This is a genomic window from Ventrimonas sp. (genome assembly GCF_048380235.1).
Classification (GTDB): Bacteria; Bacillota; Clostridia; order Lachnospirales; family Lachnospiraceae; genus Brotaphodocola.
In genome coordinates, this window is record NZ_DBFCCJ010000039.1 from 1 (window position 1) to 20,413 (window position 20,413).

Annotated in this window: 18 protein-coding genes; all 18 read right to left on the reverse strand. The window is 50.1% G+C overall.

Features of this window, described 5'->3' with window-relative positions; genetic code table 11:
* Positions 1 to 150 precede the first annotated feature (150 nt).
* Positions 151 to 1,437: a DUF1576 domain-containing protein gene (locus tag ACMP1L_RS06555; RefSeq protein WP_418452414.1), complete on the reverse strand. Its 1,287-nt coding sequence runs from the start codon at positions 1,435 to 1,437 to the stop codon at positions 151 to 153.
* Between the two features lie 11 nt (positions 1,438 to 1,448).
* Complete coding sequence (locus ACMP1L_RS06560; protein ID WP_418452415.1) at positions 1,449 to 2,282, reverse strand: undecaprenyl-diphosphate phosphatase; 834 nt, start codon at positions 2,280 to 2,282, stop codon at positions 1,449 to 1,451.
* A gap of 47 nt (positions 2,283 to 2,329) precedes the next feature.
* On the reverse strand, positions 2,330 to 3,010 hold the full coding sequence (locus ACMP1L_RS06565) for a uracil-DNA glycosylase (protein ID WP_118733276.1): 681 nt from the start codon (positions 3,008 to 3,010) through the stop codon (positions 2,330 to 2,332).
* 76 nt (positions 3,011 to 3,086) lie between these two features.
* A complete protein-coding gene (hisF, locus tag ACMP1L_RS06570; protein ID WP_118733277.1) occupies positions 3,087 to 3,848 on the reverse strand; it encodes an imidazole glycerol phosphate synthase subunit HisF in 762 nt (253 codons plus the stop codon).
* A gap of 25 nt (positions 3,849 to 3,873) precedes the next feature.
* Complete coding sequence (hisH, locus tag ACMP1L_RS06575) at positions 3,874 to 4,479, reverse strand: imidazole glycerol phosphate synthase subunit HisH (protein WP_118733278.1); 606 nt, start codon at positions 4,477 to 4,479, stop codon at positions 3,874 to 3,876.
* Positions 4,480 to 4,518: 39 nt separating this feature from the next.
* On the reverse strand, positions 4,519 to 5,292 hold the full coding sequence (locus ACMP1L_RS06580; RefSeq protein ID WP_118733279.1) for a hypothetical protein: 774 nt from the start codon (positions 5,290 to 5,292) through the stop codon (positions 4,519 to 4,521).
* A gap of 53 nt (positions 5,293 to 5,345) precedes the next feature.
* Positions 5,346 to 7,265: an ABC-F family ATP-binding cassette domain-containing protein gene (locus ACMP1L_RS06585; protein WP_418452417.1), complete on the reverse strand. Its 1,920-nt coding sequence runs from the start codon at positions 7,263 to 7,265 to the stop codon at positions 5,346 to 5,348.
* Positions 7,266 to 7,341: 76 nt separating this feature from the next.
* Positions 7,342 to 8,355 carry an MBL fold metallo-hydrolase gene (locus tag ACMP1L_RS06590; RefSeq protein WP_418452419.1) on the reverse strand — a complete coding sequence of 338 codons (1,014 nt, stop codon included), beginning with the start codon at positions 8,353 to 8,355 and terminating at the stop codon, positions 7,342 to 7,344.
* A gap of 104 nt (positions 8,356 to 8,459) precedes the next feature.
* A complete protein-coding gene (locus tag ACMP1L_RS06595) occupies positions 8,460 to 9,482 on the reverse strand; it encodes an electron transfer flavoprotein subunit alpha/FixB family protein (protein ID WP_118541789.1) in 1,023 nt (340 codons plus the stop codon).
* Between the two features lie 29 nt (positions 9,483 to 9,511).
* A complete protein-coding gene (gene etfB, locus ACMP1L_RS06600; RefSeq protein ID WP_118541787.1) occupies positions 9,512 to 10,309 on the reverse strand; it encodes an electron transfer flavoprotein subunit beta in 798 nt (265 codons plus the stop codon).
* A gap of 20 nt (positions 10,310 to 10,329) precedes the next feature.
* The gene (locus ACMP1L_RS06605; RefSeq protein WP_118541785.1) at positions 10,330 to 11,475 is read right to left on the reverse strand and encodes an acyl-CoA dehydrogenase family protein; all 1,146 of its coding nucleotides are present in this window, start codon (positions 11,473 to 11,475) and stop codon (positions 10,330 to 10,332) included.
* Between the two features lie 61 nt (positions 11,476 to 11,536).
* Entirely contained in the window at positions 11,537 to 13,159 is a 1,623-nt protein-coding gene (locus ACMP1L_RS06610; protein ID WP_418452420.1) for a class I adenylate-forming enzyme family protein, read from the reverse strand.
* Between the two features lie 101 nt (positions 13,160 to 13,260).
* Positions 13,261 to 14,502: a CaiB/BaiF CoA transferase family protein gene (locus tag ACMP1L_RS06615; RefSeq protein ID WP_118541781.1), complete on the reverse strand. Its 1,242-nt coding sequence runs from the start codon at positions 14,500 to 14,502 to the stop codon at positions 13,261 to 13,263.
* A gap of 45 nt (positions 14,503 to 14,547) precedes the next feature.
* A complete protein-coding gene (locus ACMP1L_RS06620; RefSeq protein ID WP_118530533.1) occupies positions 14,548 to 15,672 on the reverse strand; it encodes a YkvI family membrane protein in 1,125 nt (374 codons plus the stop codon).
* A 127-nt stretch (positions 15,673 to 15,799) separates the two neighbouring features.
* A complete protein-coding gene (locus ACMP1L_RS06625; protein WP_118541777.1) occupies positions 15,800 to 16,909 on the reverse strand; it encodes a 2-hydroxyacyl-CoA dehydratase subunit D in 1,110 nt (369 codons plus the stop codon).
* A 2-nt stretch (positions 16,910 to 16,911) separates the two neighbouring features.
* The gene (locus ACMP1L_RS06630; RefSeq protein WP_118733285.1) at positions 16,912 to 18,147 is read right to left on the reverse strand and encodes a 2-hydroxyacyl-CoA dehydratase subunit D; all 1,236 of its coding nucleotides are present in this window, start codon (positions 18,145 to 18,147) and stop codon (positions 16,912 to 16,914) included.
* Positions 18,148 to 18,285: 138 nt separating this feature from the next.
* Positions 18,286 to 19,065 (reverse strand): acyl-CoA dehydratase activase, encoded by a 780-nt coding sequence (locus ACMP1L_RS06635; RefSeq protein ID WP_177304390.1) that lies wholly within the window; start codon positions 19,063 to 19,065, stop codon positions 18,286 to 18,288.
* Positions 19,066 to 19,499: 434 nt separating this feature from the next.
* Positions 19,500 to 20,201: a GntR family transcriptional regulator gene (locus ACMP1L_RS06640; protein WP_118733287.1), complete on the reverse strand. Its 702-nt coding sequence runs from the start codon at positions 20,199 to 20,201 to the stop codon at positions 19,500 to 19,502.
* Between the last annotated feature and the right edge of the window lie 212 nt (positions 20,202 to 20,413).

Genomic DNA, 20,413 nt, shown 5'->3' on the forward strand with positions numbered 1-20,413 from the left:
AGCACACACGTCCGAATGTGGCGGATGTTAATCCGACACAGGCGAACGCGTGTTAGCGAGAGCAAGCAAACAACGATATGTGAAAATAGAGGAAGGCGGTCTCTTTCACTTCCGGACCTTTATTCAGCTTTGTAACTCAAATTTTTATTGTTACAGCGATAATCCGCCGCGTGCTCTCGCCCGTCTGTCGCGGATGGACTGGATCACCGGAACCAGGAACATAGCCACAAGGCCGCCTGCGAATCCGTTGTTATATAGATTCATACCTCCATATACGATTCCCACATTCAGTGCTACGGAGGAATGTAAAAATCCTGCGATCACACCGGCGATGATTCCAAACTCACCGGCAATCGGTGCCAGAGTGGTAGAAAGAAGCAGAGCAAGGATCGCCGATGGGTCGGTGATGTTCCAGCTTTTTGCCTCACTGGCAATCAGCACTCCGGCCATGACCGGAAGAATATTGCGCAGATGCTTACCGGTAGCACTGAAGCCCACCACGGTAAAAATCCCGCCGATAGTCGGACCGTTTAAATCCGCACCTACCATCACCACAAAGAGCATGGAAGCCAGACCATTCACGCCCATATTGATCATGACTGCTGCGCCACCCTCAGACTTATAGTAGTCGGTTCCTCCCAGTCCGTAGGACCGCAGAATACTGCGGTAATCCTCCAACGCCATGGGATCAGTGATAATACCATACAGGATCATGGCTCCAAACAGAATTGCCAGCAGAATGATAAATGTCTGATTCTGACCGGTAAACCAGATCAGACGGGATTCAATGGTTACGCCAAAGGATTTCAGGATGGATACGATCACGGTCGCAATAATTCCACCGGCAAATCCTACGTTGTAAAGAGAATAACCCTTGTGAGAAAAATGCACATGGGTACTTAACGGCGGCAGTACGAATCCAATGATGATGCCCGTAGCCGCGCACAGAAGGAACCGCAGCGGCAGCGGCAGATCCACAATGTGCATGACCTGGCTTACGATCGGGGACAGGCTTGTACCGTAAAATCCAACGTACAGGTAACGCTTTACGGTAGTCTTATGATACCTTGCGTATAAGAACACCCCCACCAGAATCATCCAGATGTTTAACAGATTTTTTCCGAACAGGGAGAAACCAAACATCAGGCAGGTAGATGTAACGGTATGTCCGTCAAAATTCATATCCAGGGCATACATGATACCGATACAGATCAGTGTCAGTACACCGGCATTGATAAATGCAGCACCCACACCTCCGATCACGAAATAGTCTGTGATCAGAAAGTCCGGCTCTCGTATGATCTCCACGATTCCGCGAAAGATTTGATCCACCGGCTGCATAAACAGACCCACCACAATAAAATACAGCGGAAGCAGCGACAGGATCAAAAAGCATTTCTTTTTTGAAAGGGGTCTCTGTATTCCAAATCGATTCATCGATTCCTCCATTATCCAAGGAATGCAGTTACTCCGAAATAGAACAGCACGATGACGCCCAGCACGATCCGGTAATAACCAAATACCTTAAAGTTATTCTTTCTGATGTAGCCCATCAGGAATTTGATGGAGTACACCGACACTACAAATGCGATCACCATACCGGCGATCAGGTAAAACAGCTCCAGTCCGGTAAAATGGAAACCGAACTTCACCAGCTTTAGCAGACTGGCGCCGAACATAACCGGAATACCCAGGAAAAAGGAAAACTCTGCTGCCGCGCTGCGGGAGCAGCCCAGGATCATGGCACCTAAAATGGTGGCGCCGGAACGGGAGGTACCCGGCACCAGAGAAAGCACCTGGAACAGGCCAATGAAAAACGCAGTCTTGTAAGAGATCTGTCCGGTACGCTGGATCGGGAAATCTGTATACTGATTATGATTTTCCAGAACGATAAACAGTATACCGTAAATGATCAGCATAGCTGCCACCACATATCCATTGTACAGGTGGGCATCCATCCAGTCATCCAGAAGCAGCCCCAGTATTGCCGCCGGAACGCAGGCTACCACAATCTTCATCCAGAGCTTTACGGTCCCCGCCTTCTGTGCCTTTGTTTTTCCCGGATCAAAGGGATTCAGGCGCCGGAAATACAGGACGACAACTGCCAGAATGGCCCCCAGCTGGATCACCACCCGGAACATGGACATAAATGCATCCGTCACGTTTAAGTGGATGATCTCATCCACCAGGATCATATGCCCGGTACTGCTGATGGGAAGCCATTCGGTAAAGCCCTCCACAATACCCAGTACCAGAATCTTCAGAAATTCAATAAACTCCATCGTTCTGCCTCATTTCTTTTTGTCATATTTATAACAATTCAAAAAAATCATTTTACTACATTTTCAATCTGCCAGTCAATCGGAGTCAGTCCATTTGCCTCCAGAAATGCATTGGTCTTGCTGAATGGTTTGCTTCCGAAAAATCCGCGGTACGCGGAAAGCGGACTCGGATGCGGTGCCTCCAGGATCAGATGCTTCGGATTGTCCAGCATGGACTTTTTCATCTGGGCCGGACGTCCCCAGAGGATAAATACCATCGGACGGTCCTGCTCATTTAAGATTTTAATGGCCGCGTCCGTAAACTCCTCCCAGCCGATCCCGCGATGGGAATTGGCTGCATGGGCCCGCACCGTCAGTACGGTGTTTAACATCATGACTCCCTGTTTCGCCCATTTTACCAAATATCCGTTGTTCGGTATGTAACAGCCCAGATCATCGTGCAGCTCCTGATAGATGTTCACCAGAGAAGGCGGAATCTCGACATCCGGCTTCACAGAGAAGCACAGGCCGTGGGCCTGCCCCACATTATGGTACGGATCCTGTCCCAGGATCACCACTTTTACTTCCGATAACGGTGTAAATTCGAATGCATTAAAAATATCATTCGGATCCGGGAATACCTGTCTCGTTTCATATTCATGTTTTACCGTCTCGTACAGTTTTTTATAATACGGCTTTTTAAACTCCCCGCTTAGCGGGCCAAGCCAGTCATTTGCAATGGCTCCCATAGTTATTTGACAGCTCTCCTTTCCTTTCCGATGCCGCTTTTTGGAAGCACCGGATCCTCACACTGTTCCCGACCCGTTACAGCCGCACAGAAATACCGCGTTCCCGCAGATACTGCTTCAGATCCCGGATTTCCAGCTCCTTATAATGGAACAGCGATGCCGCAAGCGCCGCATCTGCCTTTCCTTTCGTCAGCGCATCGTAAAAATGTTCCTTCGTTCCTGCGCCGCCGGAAGCGATAACCGGAACCGACACATTTTCCGCAATCAGAGATGTGAGTTCATTATCGTAACCAGCTTTAGTTCCATCACAGTCCATGCTGGTAAGCAGGATCTCGCCGGCTCCCAGGGAATCTGCCTTCATGGCCCACTCGACCGCATCCAGACCGGTGTCAATGCGCCCGCCGTTCTTGTATACATTCCAGCCGGAGCCATCTTCCCGGCGTCGCGCATCAATGGCCACGACTACGCACTGACGGCCAAACTTATCTGCTGCGTCGCTGATCAGCTCCGGCGTATTGATGGCGGAAGAATTGATGGAAATCTTATCCGCGCCCTCGCGGAGAAGGCGCCGGAAATCCTCCACGGTACGAATGCCTCCGCCCACGGTAAACGGGATAAACACGGTTTCTGCCACCCGGCGTACCATGTCCACCACAGTCTCTCGCGCATCGGAAGATGCCGTAATATCCAGAAATACCAGTTCATCGGCACCAGCCTTATCATATGCTGCAGCAATCTCCACCGGATCACCTGCATCCCGCAGATTTACAAAATTAACACCTTTTACTACCCGGCCATTGTGAACATCCAGGCAGGGAATGATTCTCTTTGTAAACATATGCTCCTCCAAACTGCCCTATCCACTACAGGCTGATGAAATTTTTCAGGATCTGAAGTCCCACCTCACTGCTCTTTTCCGGGTGGAACTGGCAGGCAAACACATTGCCCTGCTCTACTGCAGCATGAATATGAGTGCTGTACTCCGTGGTGGCCGCCACGATTTTGGGATCCTCTGCTTTTAAATAATAAGAATGAACAAAATATACATAGGCTCCATTGGAGATTCCCGCAAACAGCCTTGTGTCCGGTTTTATCTCCAGGGAATTCCATCCCATATGCGGGATCTTCAGGCCCGGACTATCCGGAATCTTTAAGATCTGGCCCTTTAAGATACCAAGTCCCTTCACTCCGTCGCTCTCATCACTGTGCTCAAATAACAGCTGCAGTCCAAGACAAATCCCAAGAAGCGGCGTACCGTTCTTTACTGCCTCCCGGATCACATCCACCAGACCGTACTGGTGCAGGCGCTCCATGGCGTCTCCAAAGGCACCCACGCCCGGCAGGATCAGCTTATCTGCCGCAAGAATCGTATTCTTATCTCTTGTCACAACCGGCTGCTCACCCAGAGCGATCAGCGCTTTTTCCACACTTCGAATATTTCCGGCATCGTAGTCTATTATCGCAATCATTGGTGTCCTCCATGCAGTTACTGGTTATCAGATTCTTTTTTATTCTACATTATAATCACTTTTTATCATCCAGTCTACTGAATTTTGGTGGACACCCCGCGCACGATCTTTCAATTCTTCCGTTGTCTGCGGAAACGTCTGGTTCACCCGCAGGAAGAAAGATCCCTGGTTAAAAAACGCGGTCTTCTCAAACGGGAAGCGAATCACACCCGGATTTGCAAAACCAACCCCAAGCTCCAGAATGACCAGATCTTTGTTAAAGGTTCCGGTCAGCCACTGGGTATAGCGGTTCCACTGAGGCAGATAGCCTTCTTCAATATAAGGGTGCGCCTCGATGGTGTTGCCGGTGAGCGGCGCGCCGCAGTGTGGGCAGATACCGGACGGGACCTCATCCGGTTCCCAGATATCCTTCGTGCATCCCGCAGAGCACTGTTTCCAGGTCTCGTTGCCGCATGGCGCTACGATCCTCTGTATCCGTTTGTCCTTGGGCTTTTCCTGTACCGGGAACAGACGGTCCATGAGAACCTGAGTCTGCTCATCCGCTGCCGGGCAGGAGACCTCTTCCATATGAATCTCCTCCGTCACGGCAGTCTCTGTCTGGCTGCCCAGCTCCGTCTCAAAAATCAGCGCGTCTGTGGCCATGGTAATGATAAAATAATCCTTATCCTTCACCAGCTCATACAGATTTGCATAAGCCTCCCGCAGCCGCGCCTCCTGCGCTTCATCACCGCGTTTCCATTTCCACTCCTCGCCCAGTCCGATCAAAAGCTTCTGACAGCCTGCAAGGCGTGCACGTATCATCTCTGTATCCATCCTGTATCCTCCTGAAATCTTCTGTTTTATCCTGCTGCTTTTTCTGCAGTCCCTTATTTCAAATCCGGCTCACCGTGTACTTCTTCATACACCCCAAGCCATGCCATACACTGTTCATGCCACCGTTTAAAGGCCTCATCACGCCTGGCTTTCGCAGCTGCCACAGCGTCAGGGATTCCCGGCTCCAGCGTCCAGTATGATTCCGACATTTTCCACTCAGCCAGCAGCCCACGGTACTCCGCCTCCAGCCGTCCATATTCCAGTTCCTCCGGCTCCAGCTTTTCGTAAACCAGCCGCAACTTCCAGTCCGCATATGCTTCTTCCGTGGAGAATTCCCGAAGCCGGTGGCGCTCCGCCTTCGGCACAGTCCGCATCCCCTCTAAAAGAGCCGCGTCCTCTGCCTTCACCTGGGCAGAGAGTTCCTCGCCGTACGCCTCCGCCTTCTGCCTTTTTTCCAGATAATGCTCATACCCGAATGGGTAATACATCGGACCGGTCTCTTCAAAGATCAGCACGCTCTGTGCCACCTGGCGGATAAAATACCGGTCGTGGGATACAAACAGAATGGTTCCCTGATAAGCCTGAAAGGCCGATTCCAGTGTTTCCTTCGCCTGCACATCCATATGGTTGGTCGGCTCATCTAAAATCAGGAAATTTGGTCGGCTCTGCAAAAGCTCTGCCAGCACAAGCCTTGCCTTTTCGCCGCCGGATAAATCACTCACCCGCCGGGATGCCAGCTTGCCCGTGAACAGATACATCCCCAGGATATTTCGCACCTCTTTTTCCGTCAGAGCCGGGAACAGGTCGTGGAAATGCTCTGCCACAGACTTATCTGACTGAATTTCCGCAGAATGCTGGTCAAAATATCCGATGGTAATGTTATTCCCCAGCACACATCGTCGTTCGACCGATCTGTCCTTCTCCTGAAACGGCTGCAAAAGTCCGGCCACCGTCTTTAAAAACGTACTTTTTCCGGCTCCGTTGGCTCCCAGAATACCAAGCTTCTGCCCTCTCCGGATCCGCATGGTAATCTCTAAAAGGGGCCGGTCATAACCGATTTTCAGATGCTCTGCCTCAAACACCCACTTGCTGCCCGGGATCAGCGGTTCGATATTGCCGGTAAACAGATGGACATCATCTTCCACCGGTTTTTCTACCCGCTCCATGCGCTCCAGCTGCTTTTTCTTGGCTCGCGCAAAGGAGGCTTTTGTCGGCTTGTGCCGGAACCGCTCGATCACGCCGTTTAACCGGTCTTCTTCCTCCTTCTGGCGTTCCCAGGCCTTTTGCTGCCGCTCGATCCGCTTTCGCTTTTCGGTGCGGTATTCGCTGTAATTGCCCGCGTACCGGGTCAGTTTTCCATCTGAAACCTCCACGACAGCCTCCGCTACCTGGTCCAGAAAGAAGCGGTCATGAGACACCAGCACCACTGCATGCTCATACCATTTCAGATACTGCTCCAGCCACTGGATCGTGGCAATATCCAGATGATTGGTCGGCTCATCTAACAGTAAAATATCCGGCTTTTCCAGAAGCAGACGGATCAGCGCGATCTTCGTCTGCTCACCTCCGGAAAAATCGCCGATCTTTTTGTGCTTGTCAGCCCTTGCAAAGCCAAAGCCGGTAAAGATCCGGTCATACTCCTGCTCATATTCAAACCGTTCCCGTGCAAAGGTATCGCGAAACGGGCATGCCGCCAGAAGAATCTCCTCCACGGTCTGTTCCCGGTCCGAAAAAGCCTGCTGCTTTAACATCCCCACGGTCAGCCGGCGAGAACTCGTCACACCTGCTCCCTGGCGCCTGTCGTCCCGGTCCAGGGAAAGCTCTCCTGCGATCAGCTTTAAAAGTGTGGTCTTTCCTGCGCCATTTCGCCCCACCAGGGCAATCTTTTCATTTCCCTTTATCTCAAAATTCACATGGGACAAAATCACATGTCCGCCCGCCGAAACGGTACCATCCGTAATCTGATATAACATAAAAACCTCTTTTCTTTGTTACTGGTAACAGTGTAGCAAAAAAAAGAGGCTTTTAAAAGTTTTTTACCGGATCTTTTTATTTCTCAACAGGTTCATAATGCACACCATGCTCCCCGCAGACCTCCCGGACCAGTCCTTCCTGTTTCAGATGGTCCAGATGCGCAAAGCATTCACCCAGGGCAAACCAGCGCTGGGCCGGCGGAAAATCATCCCAGCCATCACAGTGGATCTTCCATTTCATGCAGCCCGTAATATCATAAAGGCAGGGCTTCTTCACCGGATCATGCTGCAATCCACGGACAATTCTAAGGCAGTCTGCCAGACGCTTCTTATGATGCTCCTTCAGCTGACGAATCCTGAGCTTCATATCCCCTGCCTGCCGGTGCCCCGGAAACGGCAGGGTAACCGGATAGGCTTCCAGCTTGTCCAGGCTCCTTAAATAATCGCCCAGCGAGTCCGGCACATCCCACCAGTCTGTGATATTGGGCGTAATGTCAAACAGCACGTGATCCCCCAGAAGCATGGCGCCGGTACCGCAGACTTCAAAGCAGAAATGCCCTGGTGTATGTCCCGGTGTCCAGATGGCCCGCAGCGTGTACCGCCCCGCTAAGATCACATCTCCTTCCTCCAGCAGCGTATAATCCCGGAAGGAAAGCGGCGCTGCCATGGTTCTGGACGGCGTACATGCTAACATCGCCTGCAAAAGCGATTCCTCAATTCCGTTTTCCCGGAAGCGTTCCGAACGGTGCTCCTGCAATGTTCCGTCCATAAACCGGTAATCCTCCCGGCTGATATATACCCTTCCGCCCGGCCGGATCAGCTCCGGGGCGTTCCCACTGTGATCTGCATGAAGATGTGTCAGCAGGATATCCGTATCCTCCATGGATACGCCAAGCTGCCCCAGCCCCTTAAGGAGCGCTTTTTTGCAGCCTTCTGTCCGAAATCCGGTATCCACCAGCAGATTGCGCTGCTTCGCCTCCCTGCTGCCCCGGAACAGATAGCTGTTTAACTCTTTGAGTGGATTACCCTCCAGAGGCACCGGAATCCGGAACACCTCCGGCAGCACCTCCCTGATGTCATATCCCATCATGTCTAAGTCCTCCGCTTTGCCTTAATTGAAAAAATTTCCTATCATACAAACAAAAGAGCGGGACACTTCTGCATCCCACTCTCTTATAAAGGTTCGTTTTATGATCAGTCTTTTGCTTCTGCCTTGTCCAGTTCCTCGATGATTGCCGGAATCACTTTATACAGATCACCTACAATGCCAACGTCTGCGATCTCGAAGATCGGTGCAGACTCGTTGGTGTTGATGGCAACGATCAGCTCAGAGTCCTGCATACCTGCTACGTGCTGGATTGCTCCGGAAATACCGCATGCAAAGTATACCTTCGGTTTTACGGTGGTACCGGTCTGTCCTACCTGGTAGGAATGATCGATCCAGCCTGCATCTACTGCTGCACGGGAAGCTGCTACTACGCCGCCCAGCTTATCTGCCAGCTGCTTTAATAAGTCAAAGCCCTCCGGCTTGCCAAGTCCCATACCGCCAGATACGATGATCTTTGCGTCGGTCAGGGAAACCGTCTCTTTTAAGCTCTTAACGATCTCCAGAACCTTGGTACGGATCTCGCCTTCCTTAAAGGAAACGTTTAATTTTATAACCTCACCCTTACGGCCTGCCTGGTACTGTGCTTTCTCCATAACGCCAGGACGTACGGTAGACATCTGCGGTCTGTGATCCGGGCAGATAATCGTAGCCATTAAGTTTCCGCCGAATGCCGGACGGGTCTGCTGAATCTTCTTATCGGTCGGGTCGATCTCCAGCTTGGTGCAGTCTGCAGTCAGACCAGTGTTGCAGTTAACTGCCAGACACGGGCCAAGGTCACGTCCGATATGTGTTGCACCTAACAGAACGATCTCCGGTTTGTATTCCTCAATTGCCTTGCCAATGGTAATGCTGTAAGCGTCGGTACGGTAATCCTTTAATTCCGGATCATCTGCCAGATATACCTTATCTGCGCCATATGCAAACAGCTCATCGGTCAGTCCTCCTACGTTTTCGCCAAGAAGTACGGCACACAGCTCACATCCAACTGCGTCAGCCAGCTTGCGGCCCTCTCCGAGCAGCTCGATTACTACCGGCATGATCTTGCCTTCTCTCTGCTCTGCAAATACCCATACGCCTTTGTAGGCGCTTAAATCCTTTACGTCTGCCATTTCTTCGTACCCTTTCCTTTCACTTGTGCTTAGATGTAATGCTTCTCGACCAGTTTGCCTACAAGCTTTGCACCCATCTCCTGAATGCTGCCCTCAAGCATTTCGCCCTTGCCCTTCTGCGGCGGGGTGAAGGAACGGAATACACGGGTAGGAGAAGCTTTCAGTCCACAGTCTGCCGGATCCAGGTCAACTGCAACGTGATCCCATACGGTGATCTCTTTCTGGTAAGCATCTACGATACCGCCAATGCTCATGTATCTTGGGGTATTTAACTCTTTCACTGCAGTCAGCAGGCACGGCATGCCAACCTCGATGACCTCGTAGCCATCCTCAAGCTGTCTCTGTACGATAACCTTGTCGCCTTCTACTTTGTAATCCTGTACATAGGTAACAACCGGAACACCAAGTCTCTGGCCGATCTGCGGTCCAACCTGAGCGGTATCACCATCGATTGCCTGACGGCCAGCGAAGATGATGTCAACCTTGCCCAGCTCATTGACCTTGCGGATACCAGCTGCGATGGTGGTAGAGGTTGCGCAGGTATCTGCACCACCGAATACACGGTCGCTTAACAGATATGCTTCATCAGCGCCCATTGCCAGGCACTCACGCAGCATGTAGGTTGCCTGAGGCGGTCCCATGGTCAGGACTGCAACAGAGGTTCCCTCCGGGTCTTTGTCTTTTAACTGAAGTGCTGCCTCCAGCGCATTTGCGTCATCCGGGTTTAAGATACTCGGAACACCCTCACGGATCAGGGTTCCCTTAACCGGATCAATCTTTACTTCTGTGGTGTCTGGCACCTGTTTTACACATACTAAGATCTTCATTATGGTCTGCTCCCTCCTAATTACTTCAGTAATTTACCAGAAATTACCATCTGCTGTACCTGGCTGGTTCCTTCGTAGATCGTGAATACACGACAGTCACGGAACATACGCTCAATCTTGTAGTCCTTGATGAAGCCATATCCACCATGGATCTGAACGGTCTTGGCAGCGATCTCGTTGCAGACCTCAGATGCGTAGAATTTTGCCATGGAGGCTGCCATGGAAGCATCCTGACCGTTATCGATCAGCCATGCAGTCTTGTAAACCAGGTTCTTGGCTGCCTCAAGCTTGGTTGCCATCTCAGCCAGCATAAATGCGATCGCCTGGAATTTTGCGATCGGACGGCCAAACTGCTTTCTCTCTTTTGCATACTTGATCGCTTCATCCAGACAGCCCTGTGCAACACCGATAGACTGTGCAGCAACGCCCATACGTCCGGTATCCAGAGTCTTCATTGCGTTAATGAAGCCCTTGCCTTCCTGACCAAGCAGGTTGTCTTTATGTACACGTACATTTTCCAGAATGATATCACTGGTTGCGCAGCCTACGACACCCATCTTTTTCTCCGGCTTACCACAGGATACACCCTCCTGCTTCATGTCTACGATGAATGCGGAAATACCCTTGGTTCCCATGCTCATGTCGGTCTTTGCGTATACAACCGCCCAGTCAGCCAGAGGCGCCATGGTGATAAAGGTCTTACGGCCATTCAGGACATAGTAGTCACCATCTTTTACTGCAGTGGTCTGCATGCCGCCTGCGTCGGAACCTGCGCCCGGCTCAGTCAGCGCGAAGCAGACCTTCTTTTCGCCGGTTACGACCGGACGTAAATATTTCTCTTTCTGCTCAGCGTTTCCGGAAAGAAGGAACGGACCGCCGGAAAGGGAGTTCGGGGAAGAAACATAAATACTTGCAACACCGGATACTCTTGCGATCTCTTCCATTACGATAACGTAAGAACGCGCGTCTCCGCCCTGTCCACCGTACTGCTTCGGAACCTTGATTCCGAAGAAACCGGCTTTTGCCATCTTGTCGAGGATTTCCTCTGGGAAAACCTCCTCTTCCTCGACTTTGTCAAGAATTTCTTTTGTCAGCTCTGTCTCTGCAAATTCTCTTGCCAGTTTTCTGACCAGTTCATGCTGCTCTGTGAAAAATGCGTCTGCCATCTTGCTCTATTTCCTCCTTCATACATATTGGTATCTAAACCGGATTGCTCCGGCTGTATGCTTATTCTTGTGTGCCGCCAGCCGTCTCACGCTGTTTTGCGGCACGCTCCGCTGCTTCTTTTCGCAGCTCCTTTAATTCAATCTTACCACTCGCGTTCATGGGGAATTTCTCAAACCAGAATACATAGGCCGGAACCTTATAATCTGCCAAATGCTGTTTTAAATAGGAAAGCATCCGTTCTTTATCGATCTGCACTCCCGGCTGCAAAATCACGCAGGCTGCAATTTCTTCCTGAAGAACCTGCGCCGGAACTCCTACTACCTTAACATCCGCCACCCCTTCATAACGGCGGATCATAAACTCAATCTCCCGCGGAGAAATATTTTCTCCCGCACGGATGATCATCTCTTTGAGGCGTCCGGTAATATGAAGCTCACCCGTTTCGTCGAAGTAGCCGATATCTCCGGTCCTCAGCCATCCATCCTCTGTGAAGACTTTGGCATTGGCCTGCGGCAGATGATAATACCCCAGCATGACATTATAGCCCTGAACCTGAATTTCTCCGGCCTTCCCCGGTGCTGCTTCTTTCCCGGTTGCAAGATCTGCGATACGTGCCTTCACATGTTCGATCACATGTCCGGCCGATACCGCCTTGATTTCATTTGGATCATCCCAGTCTGCAATGGCAATACATGGTGATGTTTCTGTCTGTCCGTAAGACGGCTGCAGATGCATCTGCGGAAACCGTCTGCAGATTTCCAGAAAATCCTCCGGGGTACACGGGGAGCCTGCGATGATGCCGGATTTCAGATCTGGTGCCTGACGTCCCGCGTACTGCGGTTTGCGGATCAATGCGAGAAACATGCTCGGAACACCGTTTAAGATCGTACATTTGTACTGATCAATGGCGTCCCACACATGGGCTGTCCGAAAATACGGGATCAGGCACATAGCCATGCCTCCTGTGATACACGCAATCACGCCGGCAGTGATGCCGAAGCAATGAAACAGTGGAACGGTTATGCACATCTTATCCGTAACGCCCCAGTGCATTGCCTCCACCATGGCACGGCTGTTGTTGATCAGCTGCTCATGGCTCAGCAGGATCCCCTTTGGAAGGGATGTGGTGCCGGACGTAAAGATCATGCAGGCCGCGTCCTCCGGCTGTACCTGGCTTTTCAGCTCCTGTACACGGGCCAGAAGTTCCGGTGACTTTTCCCGGCGGCCGAAGCTGTCCGGGCTCATCCAGGTTCCTGCTTCCTTTTCATCCAGATGAAGGAAGCGCTTTACCTTCGGCGTATCCTTCCGGATATCCGCGATCACATCATCATAGACAATATCCTTGCAGCCAGTGCCGCAGAACACATATTCCACATCGGAGTAATTCAGGATTCCCTTCAGTTCTTCATCCCGGTAACAGGTATTGATCAGCACCGGAACGGCACCAATCTTCACCAGCGCCAGAAAGGTAAATACCCAGTTCGGACTGTTGACACTCCAGATTCCCACATGGGTTCCCCGTGTGACTCCCATATCGTCCAGTCTGCCTGCCATAAGATCTGATGTCTCATCCAGCTGGGCGAAGCTACAGCTCCAGCCAAACATTTCCATAGCGGTGTGATCTCCGATCACGGCTGCCTGTTCCTTCAGATACTGCCCGATTGTTTTTTTCGTCAATTCCATGTTCTCTCCAACTTGTATACAAGTCATTGCCGCATAGAGGGCTGCGTGGCTTCTGCGCCTGCGCAGCCCTGCTTCCTTACTACAATGCTAAGGAACACTCATTATGCTTTTTTCGGATCTTCCCAGATATAAAGAGTTCCGTTTGCTTTCAGTGCATCAATCTGCTCATCATTATAACCGATTTCCTTCAGAACATCAACACCCTGCTCACCGATTAACGGTCCACGTCTGTAATCCGGAACACCCATATTTTCAAACTTAACAGGTGTACGAACCAGTCTTCTGGTATTGCCATTAGAATAGGTCATATCGTAGAAGCAGTGATTTGCTTCTGCCTGCTTATCGTTACGGATCTCGATCCAGTTCTGGCACAGTGCGAACGGAATATCTGCTGCAGTCAGGATTTCTCTCCATTCTGCTGCGGTCTTCTTTTCGAAAGCTTCCATAACAATATCATAAACTTCCGTAGTCAGACCCTTTTCCTGACAGGTCAGGATCGGGAAGTAATTCTCATTCTCTACCAGATCCTCACGGCCTACTGCTGCAATGAACTTCTTGTAATAGGTGTTGTAATCCGGCATACAGGTCTGAATATAACGGTCATCTGCAGTATGCCATGCGGAGTTGAACGGGTTAGCGCCATTGCGGATGTTGATCGGATACTGCTGTGCAATACCTTCATAGTTGGATGCCTGAACCATCATGCCCATGTTGTATACAGCACTCTCAAACAGGGAGGTCTCAACCTTCTCACCGACACCTTTGGTCTTTGCCTGATATAATGCAGCCAGAATACCTGCTACCAGGTTCATACCTACGTTGTGGTCACCGACACCAGGTGCACCGTTAAACGGGACATCGCTTCTCTGACGCAGAGTCTCAAAGTATCCGCCTCTTGCGAAGAATGCGGTAAAGTCAAATCCCGGAAGATCCTTATCCGGACCATATTCACCATAACCGGTACAGATTGCATAAACCAGCTTCGGATATCTTTCCTTTAAGGTTTCATAGTCAAGACCAGCTCTCTGAAGAGCCTGTACACGCCAGTTGGTGATCAGGACATCTGCGGAATCCAGCAGCTTGAAGAATGCCTCCTTACCCTCCGGAGTTTTCATGTTCAGGGAGATACATCTCTTATTACCATTCTCCAGATCCCAGGTTGTATTCTCATACATATCTAACGGACGTCCCTCAGACGGAGCGGTATATCTTAACGGATCACCCTTTGCGGACTCAATTTTAATAACATCTGCTCCAAGGTCAGCCATAAATCTGCCTGCGGTTGCCGCAGCGATAAAGGTTGCCAGCTCAATAACTTTTACACCTTCCAATGGTTTGCTCATTTTATGTTACACTCCTTTTTGAAAAATATAATGTTCCTAACAGATTCAGTCTTTGGTATCGAACTTGGTAGCTGCCATATGTACCAGATATGGGATCATGATAACCGGAATGGTTAAATAGCCCAGGTACTTGTAGCCTACTGCCACGATCTTATTCAGACCCAGCTGAGCAATACCGAATGCTACTACGGTGCAGATCAGGGTAACAACGATAACCTTTACACCCGGTTTTGCAGTCGGATCAAAGTTTTTGTCCAGGGAAGAACATACACGGTTGGACATACCTGCGATCATGTTTACTGCAGTAGATACAGAACCAAGTACGATCAGGATGGAAATGATCGGACGAAGCACGCCCGGTGCCACACCTCTGTTTACCAGGATCAGCAGCGGAATGCTCTCGGTTGCGAAGTTCGGATCATTTGCGATTGCCATCAGACCAACAACAGCCATCAGGCAAATCAGAACGTTTACGAAAAATCCCTGAACCATAGAGGTCTTCGCGTCATCCGGAGATGCGAACGGTTTTGCGTGCTGTACTAACAGACCGATGGATGCCAGCTGGAAGGCTGCATATACGAAGCCGATCCACAGTGCCTTGCCAAACGGTGCCGGATTTGCCATGCTCGCGGAAATGTTTGCGGAAATATCACCCCACTGTGCGATGATATTCGGAATATAAACGATCAACAGTCCCGCAACAATCAGTACCGATAAAGTAGCAGCCACTTTACGTACTACGTTGGTGCCATATACAGCTACCGCAAAAATAAAGATTCCTACAAAGATGGTTCCAACCCAGTGATTAATGCCAAATGCACTTTCCATAGTGCTGACGCCGGTTGCGAATGCTGCTGCCGGAGCTACGCATATCGTCACAATATATACCAGCTCATACAGATTGGAAAAAATCGGCGCATACTTGCCATAAAAACTGTTATTGAAGCTTCTGTAATCATAAACCTCATGCTTCTTTGCATATCTCAGTGCATACCACTGGAAAAATGCACCCAGAAATTGAGTCATAATGCAGGTTACGAATGCCCAGATTCCGAACTGTACGAAATACTGACGAAGCTGGTTGCCTGATGCAAAACCGCCGCCGAACTGTGTCGTAAACCACACAAATGCAACACCTACTGTTACGGACATTTTGTCTTTACTGATCATAATGCCATCCCCCTATTTTTTTCTGCAAATCCTGTTCTATGAAAGGCTTCCCGCCTGACATAGTTCCCACAGTTTCTTTTATATCGCAAAGCGGACGATTCCGACCCGCCTCTCGATCAACATTTTGTTACAGCATTTCCTTGAACGCCTGGATCATGGTGGCTGCCTGCTCGTAGTTTACCATCTGGCGGTCAACCTCGATATTTAAGTTCAGGAGACCTGCCTGCTCGCATGCTCTCTTGATCGGAACGTAATCAAACTCCTCCGGATCACAGAACTTGGTCATCAGAACGATGATGCCCTTTGCGTCATGGGCCTTTGCCTGCTCAATGATATAATCCACACGTTTCTTTTCCTTATCATAAAGGAGTGTGCAGTTGTCCATGTTTGCGAATTTTTGTGCCAGTGCGTCTACCGGATTCGTCATTTCCGGGGTATCGGTACGATACTGTCTGGTCTCGTTCGCAACATCATCTGCAACAATCTGGATGCCGTTGTCGTCGAAAATCTTTAACATGCCAGGAGCATCTGCCAGAATGCCGCTTACCAGAACACGGGCTGTGCGGGTGCTCTTCGGACCGGCTAAGAGCTCAGCAGTCAGTTCTTTTACAATTGCGGTATGCTCTTCCGGAAGCATGAACCATGCGCTCTTGAATACATCGCTTCTCTCAGCTGCGGTGATATCTGCATTTGCTGCTGCCTCAGAGAATGCTCTCATAGCTGCGTTGTGCTCGTTGTATACTTTAATGGACTCAGACAGCGCGAACTCGGAGAAGTGTGCTCCGGTTGCAACGGTCAGGTCATTGATGACTCTCTCATAACCGGCCTTGGTGAACTTGATGCCGAAATCCGGTTTCCGGTTCTGCGGATAGGTCATCGGGATGAACGGGATATCCTTTACTGCGTATTTCCAGTTCTGGCCCAGAGTCTTTAAGGAGTCACACAGAGACGGGATGATGATAGCAGAAATGCCCTTATACTCGCCCTTGATTCCCAGCTCCAGGATTGTCTGCATGATAGAGCAGATAAATGCCGGATAATATTTCTTTGCCTCGTTGATCTCCATGTCTGCGCCCCAGACACCCATCGGTACCAGGCCCATGGAATGAACGATCTCCTGCGGTGTATAATAGGTTACTGCAACGACCTTCTTACCTTCAGCCAGATATTTGTCCAGCTGTTTTCTCGGATTTGCAGCAACTTCATGAAGCTGTGCTAATAATTCCTTTGCTGCCATCTCTATTTCCCTCCTTTGTTTGCTTCCATGATCTCTGTCAGGCCCTGTACGCGGGTATCGTACTGTGCCTCAGAGAAGTTTCTCGGATCAGCCTGGTCGCCATCGAAGGAAACAACCGGGATGCCGCATGCCTCGCCGATCTGACGGCTCATCTCCGGCATGAATCCGGACCACAGCTTGCAGGAGCGGTTGGTATGTACTAACAGACCTTCTACATGGTTATCCTTGCAGAGCCTGATGCGTTTGTCTCTGGCATGCTCAAGGTTCATGGCATTCGGAACGTTTGCGTATGCACGGCACATTCCGTCAAAGTCATCGTAGATGAAGCCGAATGCGTCAGCATAAATGGTGGTTACCATGTTGATGCCTCTGCCCTTTAAGCCGGTAGAGGTAACACGCAGCCACGGCCAGCATGCAATACCTTCGAACATGATACGGTATTTCTCTTCTGCGCGGAAAGTGGAAGTGCCCTTTTCATGGTTCTCTTTGTACTCTTTTAACAGGGTTTCCATAGCGTCGCCTGCCTCTTCTTTACCACGTGCGGTAACCATAACTGCCATGTGGTTTAACAGGTCAAATCCGTTAAACGGAGATGGAACATATTTTGCCTGGGAGGTTGCCTCGATCCATGCGCGGCTTGCGCGTCCGGAGGAAGCCATAACCTCTTTGAAGCGCTCATCGCTCCATTTCTTGCCGGTATACGCTTCCAGACCATGGATAACATCCCAGAACTGAGCCTTGATGTACTCGGTCTCCGCATCGGATACCTCGTAATCCGGGTTGAACGGAATATCGATCATGAACATTGGGATGTTCAGCTCTTTTGCCAGGTTTTCGTACCATTTGATCATGCAGTTACAGATGTTGTTACAGCAAAGTACGAAGTCCGGCATCGGCATATCCTGCTCCGGAGCGGATTTCAGTTTTGCATAAGCAAGGGAGATACGTGCATATGCGCAGATATCGTTGGAGTAGCCCTCGCCCTCTGCCTCGTTACACATTCTCTCACCGCCGCCTCTTGCTGCAATACCAGCTGCCTGGTTTTCCGGGTAGCAGACATACAGTCCAAGGGTCTCCGGAATTTCTACCGGGAAGTTGCTGGCACACCAGCCAACCATCTCTCCGCGTTTTTTGGCCTCCATCGCATCACTGTAAGCCTTTGCCGCGATCTGGCCCAGCTTAAACTTTGCTGAGTTCGGATCTGGTGCTGGTCTGCTCTTTTTTACTTCTTCAGCCATTGTGAAAAACCTCCTTTATACATTTTCATTTCCTAAACTTAAATAGGTTCTGGCCGTCCGCACGTCACTTGCGGCGTCTGTCCGGTCTGTATCAGCTCGCGTCCTCCGCAAAGGAACACGGTAAGCTTTCTGTTTGATCTATGACTGGCTGCTCTTTCCGTACGCGTAAAGCGCTGCGCCGAGAGCTCCAAGTTCCTGTGCCCGCTTGTCGTAGTAGATTTCCACGCCAAGCTCCTTTGCCATGGCATTGCGGACACCGCCGTTCTGCGCCACGCCGCCGCTCATGCAGACCTCCTCGCGGATGCCTACACGCTTTGCCAGAGATGCAACCCTGGTTGCCACGGACTGGCAGATGCCTGCTACAAGATCCGGGATATCAGTTCCGGATGCCAGCTGGGAAATTACCTCGGACTCTGCGAATACCGTGCAGGTGCTGGAGATGCTTGCCGGCTTTACTGCTTTTGCGGCTTCGGTTTCCAGCTGGGAAATATCAAGCTTCAGGATATTTGCCATAACATCCAGGAATCTGCCGGTTCCTGCCGCGCATTTGTCATTCATAACAAAGTTGATCATGCGTCCCTCTTCATTCAGGGAAAGAACCTTGGCATCCTGGCCTCCTATATCGATTACTGTTCTTGCGCCCGGACAAACATAGTGGACACCCAGCGCGTGACAGGTCAGCTCACTAACCTGATAATCTGCCCCGTCATAGGTCTGGCGTCCGTATCCGGTTGCCACGGTGCATGCCATATCTGCCTGCGTAAGACCGCTTTCTTTCATTACATTTTCCAGCGCCTTGCTGACTCCGTCTGTTCCGACAGTAGCTACCACAATGGAGGATGCCACAATTTCACTTCCATCCTTCAGGATCACTGCCTTGGATGTAGTAGAGCCAATATCAATTCCCAGTGTATACATAACTGACACCTCTTCAAAATTTTCAGCTGTTATTTCTATGCCTTCTTTGCAGTTGTTAAAAATTAAACAAGTTTGAGCAAATAAAAACGGCGTCTTGCTTACGTTTCATACTATGGTATTCTAGTATACAAGATAAACGCCAAAAAAATTTGTTGTACGATTCCTCAATATCGCCAACAAACAGCTCAACTCATGACCCTATACTATCAAATTCATCAATGAATGTAAATAGTTTCTTTGTATTTTTTGTGTTTTTCACCGGAATTTTATTTGCACACCATTTCTTTTGTTTCTTTCAGTTTACATAAATCCAGCGTTTTTTGTTTATTTTTAAACACTCTCGTTTCCGGAGCAACTGCCTGAAAAGCAAAGAAAAAGACGGAACTATGCGCTTCTTTGCATATTCCGTCTCTTCCTTTCTATAACAGATCGGATCAACCATTCCTGAAATAGGTCGGATACTTGGCCGTAGCCCTGTCCGCAATGGCTGTGATCGTTTCCAGATGCCTTCCCATGCATTCCTGAGCTTTCTGGATGTTCCCTTCCGCAATAGCCTCAACTATCTTTTTGTGTTCCTCGATCAGCTGCGGCACACGATTATCGAAAGCCACATCAAAGTTTCGCCAGCGCGCGAGGTGCAGCATCAGGCTATCCAACATGCGCATCATGGCGCTGCGTCCTACACTGTCGATCATAATCTTATGGAATTCGGCATCCAGCTCCGGAAAACGGCCAAAGTAATCGGCCTCATCCCTGTATTTCTCCTGTTCCTTCAGATTCGCTTCCAGCCGCTTCAGCATCTGGCTGCGCTCTGCTTCGCCCAGTTCGGTAAAAATCTCATAGAGGACTTCCTTTTCCACCGCTGTACGCAATGTCAGAAGATCCGCGATATGGCTTAAATCCATGAGACTGACGTAGGTACCCCGCTGCGGATAAATCTCAATAAAGCCAAGCTGCTTAAGACGCGTAAACACAGTGCGGATGACCGAGCGGGACACTCCGTACTCCGCAGACATCTGATTCTCGCTGATCAGCTGTCCAGGCTCCAGGCGCAGCTGGATGATCCGGTTCAGCATCTGTTCAAAAATTTCATCTGACGTATTCGGATGACTCTCACCAGATTTCGCATAAATCATACTTACTTCTCCCCGCTGCTTTCATTTTTTACCATTCTACGTCAGAATTTTGCTGCTGTCAACCGCAGACAAATTGCAATTTAAGGGAATAGCACGAAAGGGTCCGAAGTTCCGGGGAGGGCCTACAGAACCGCAGATGCGGTGGAATTTTGTACTTCATTCGCTCCGCCGCCTATTGTTTCCCCTGCGACCCAAACTCACTCACTGCGCTC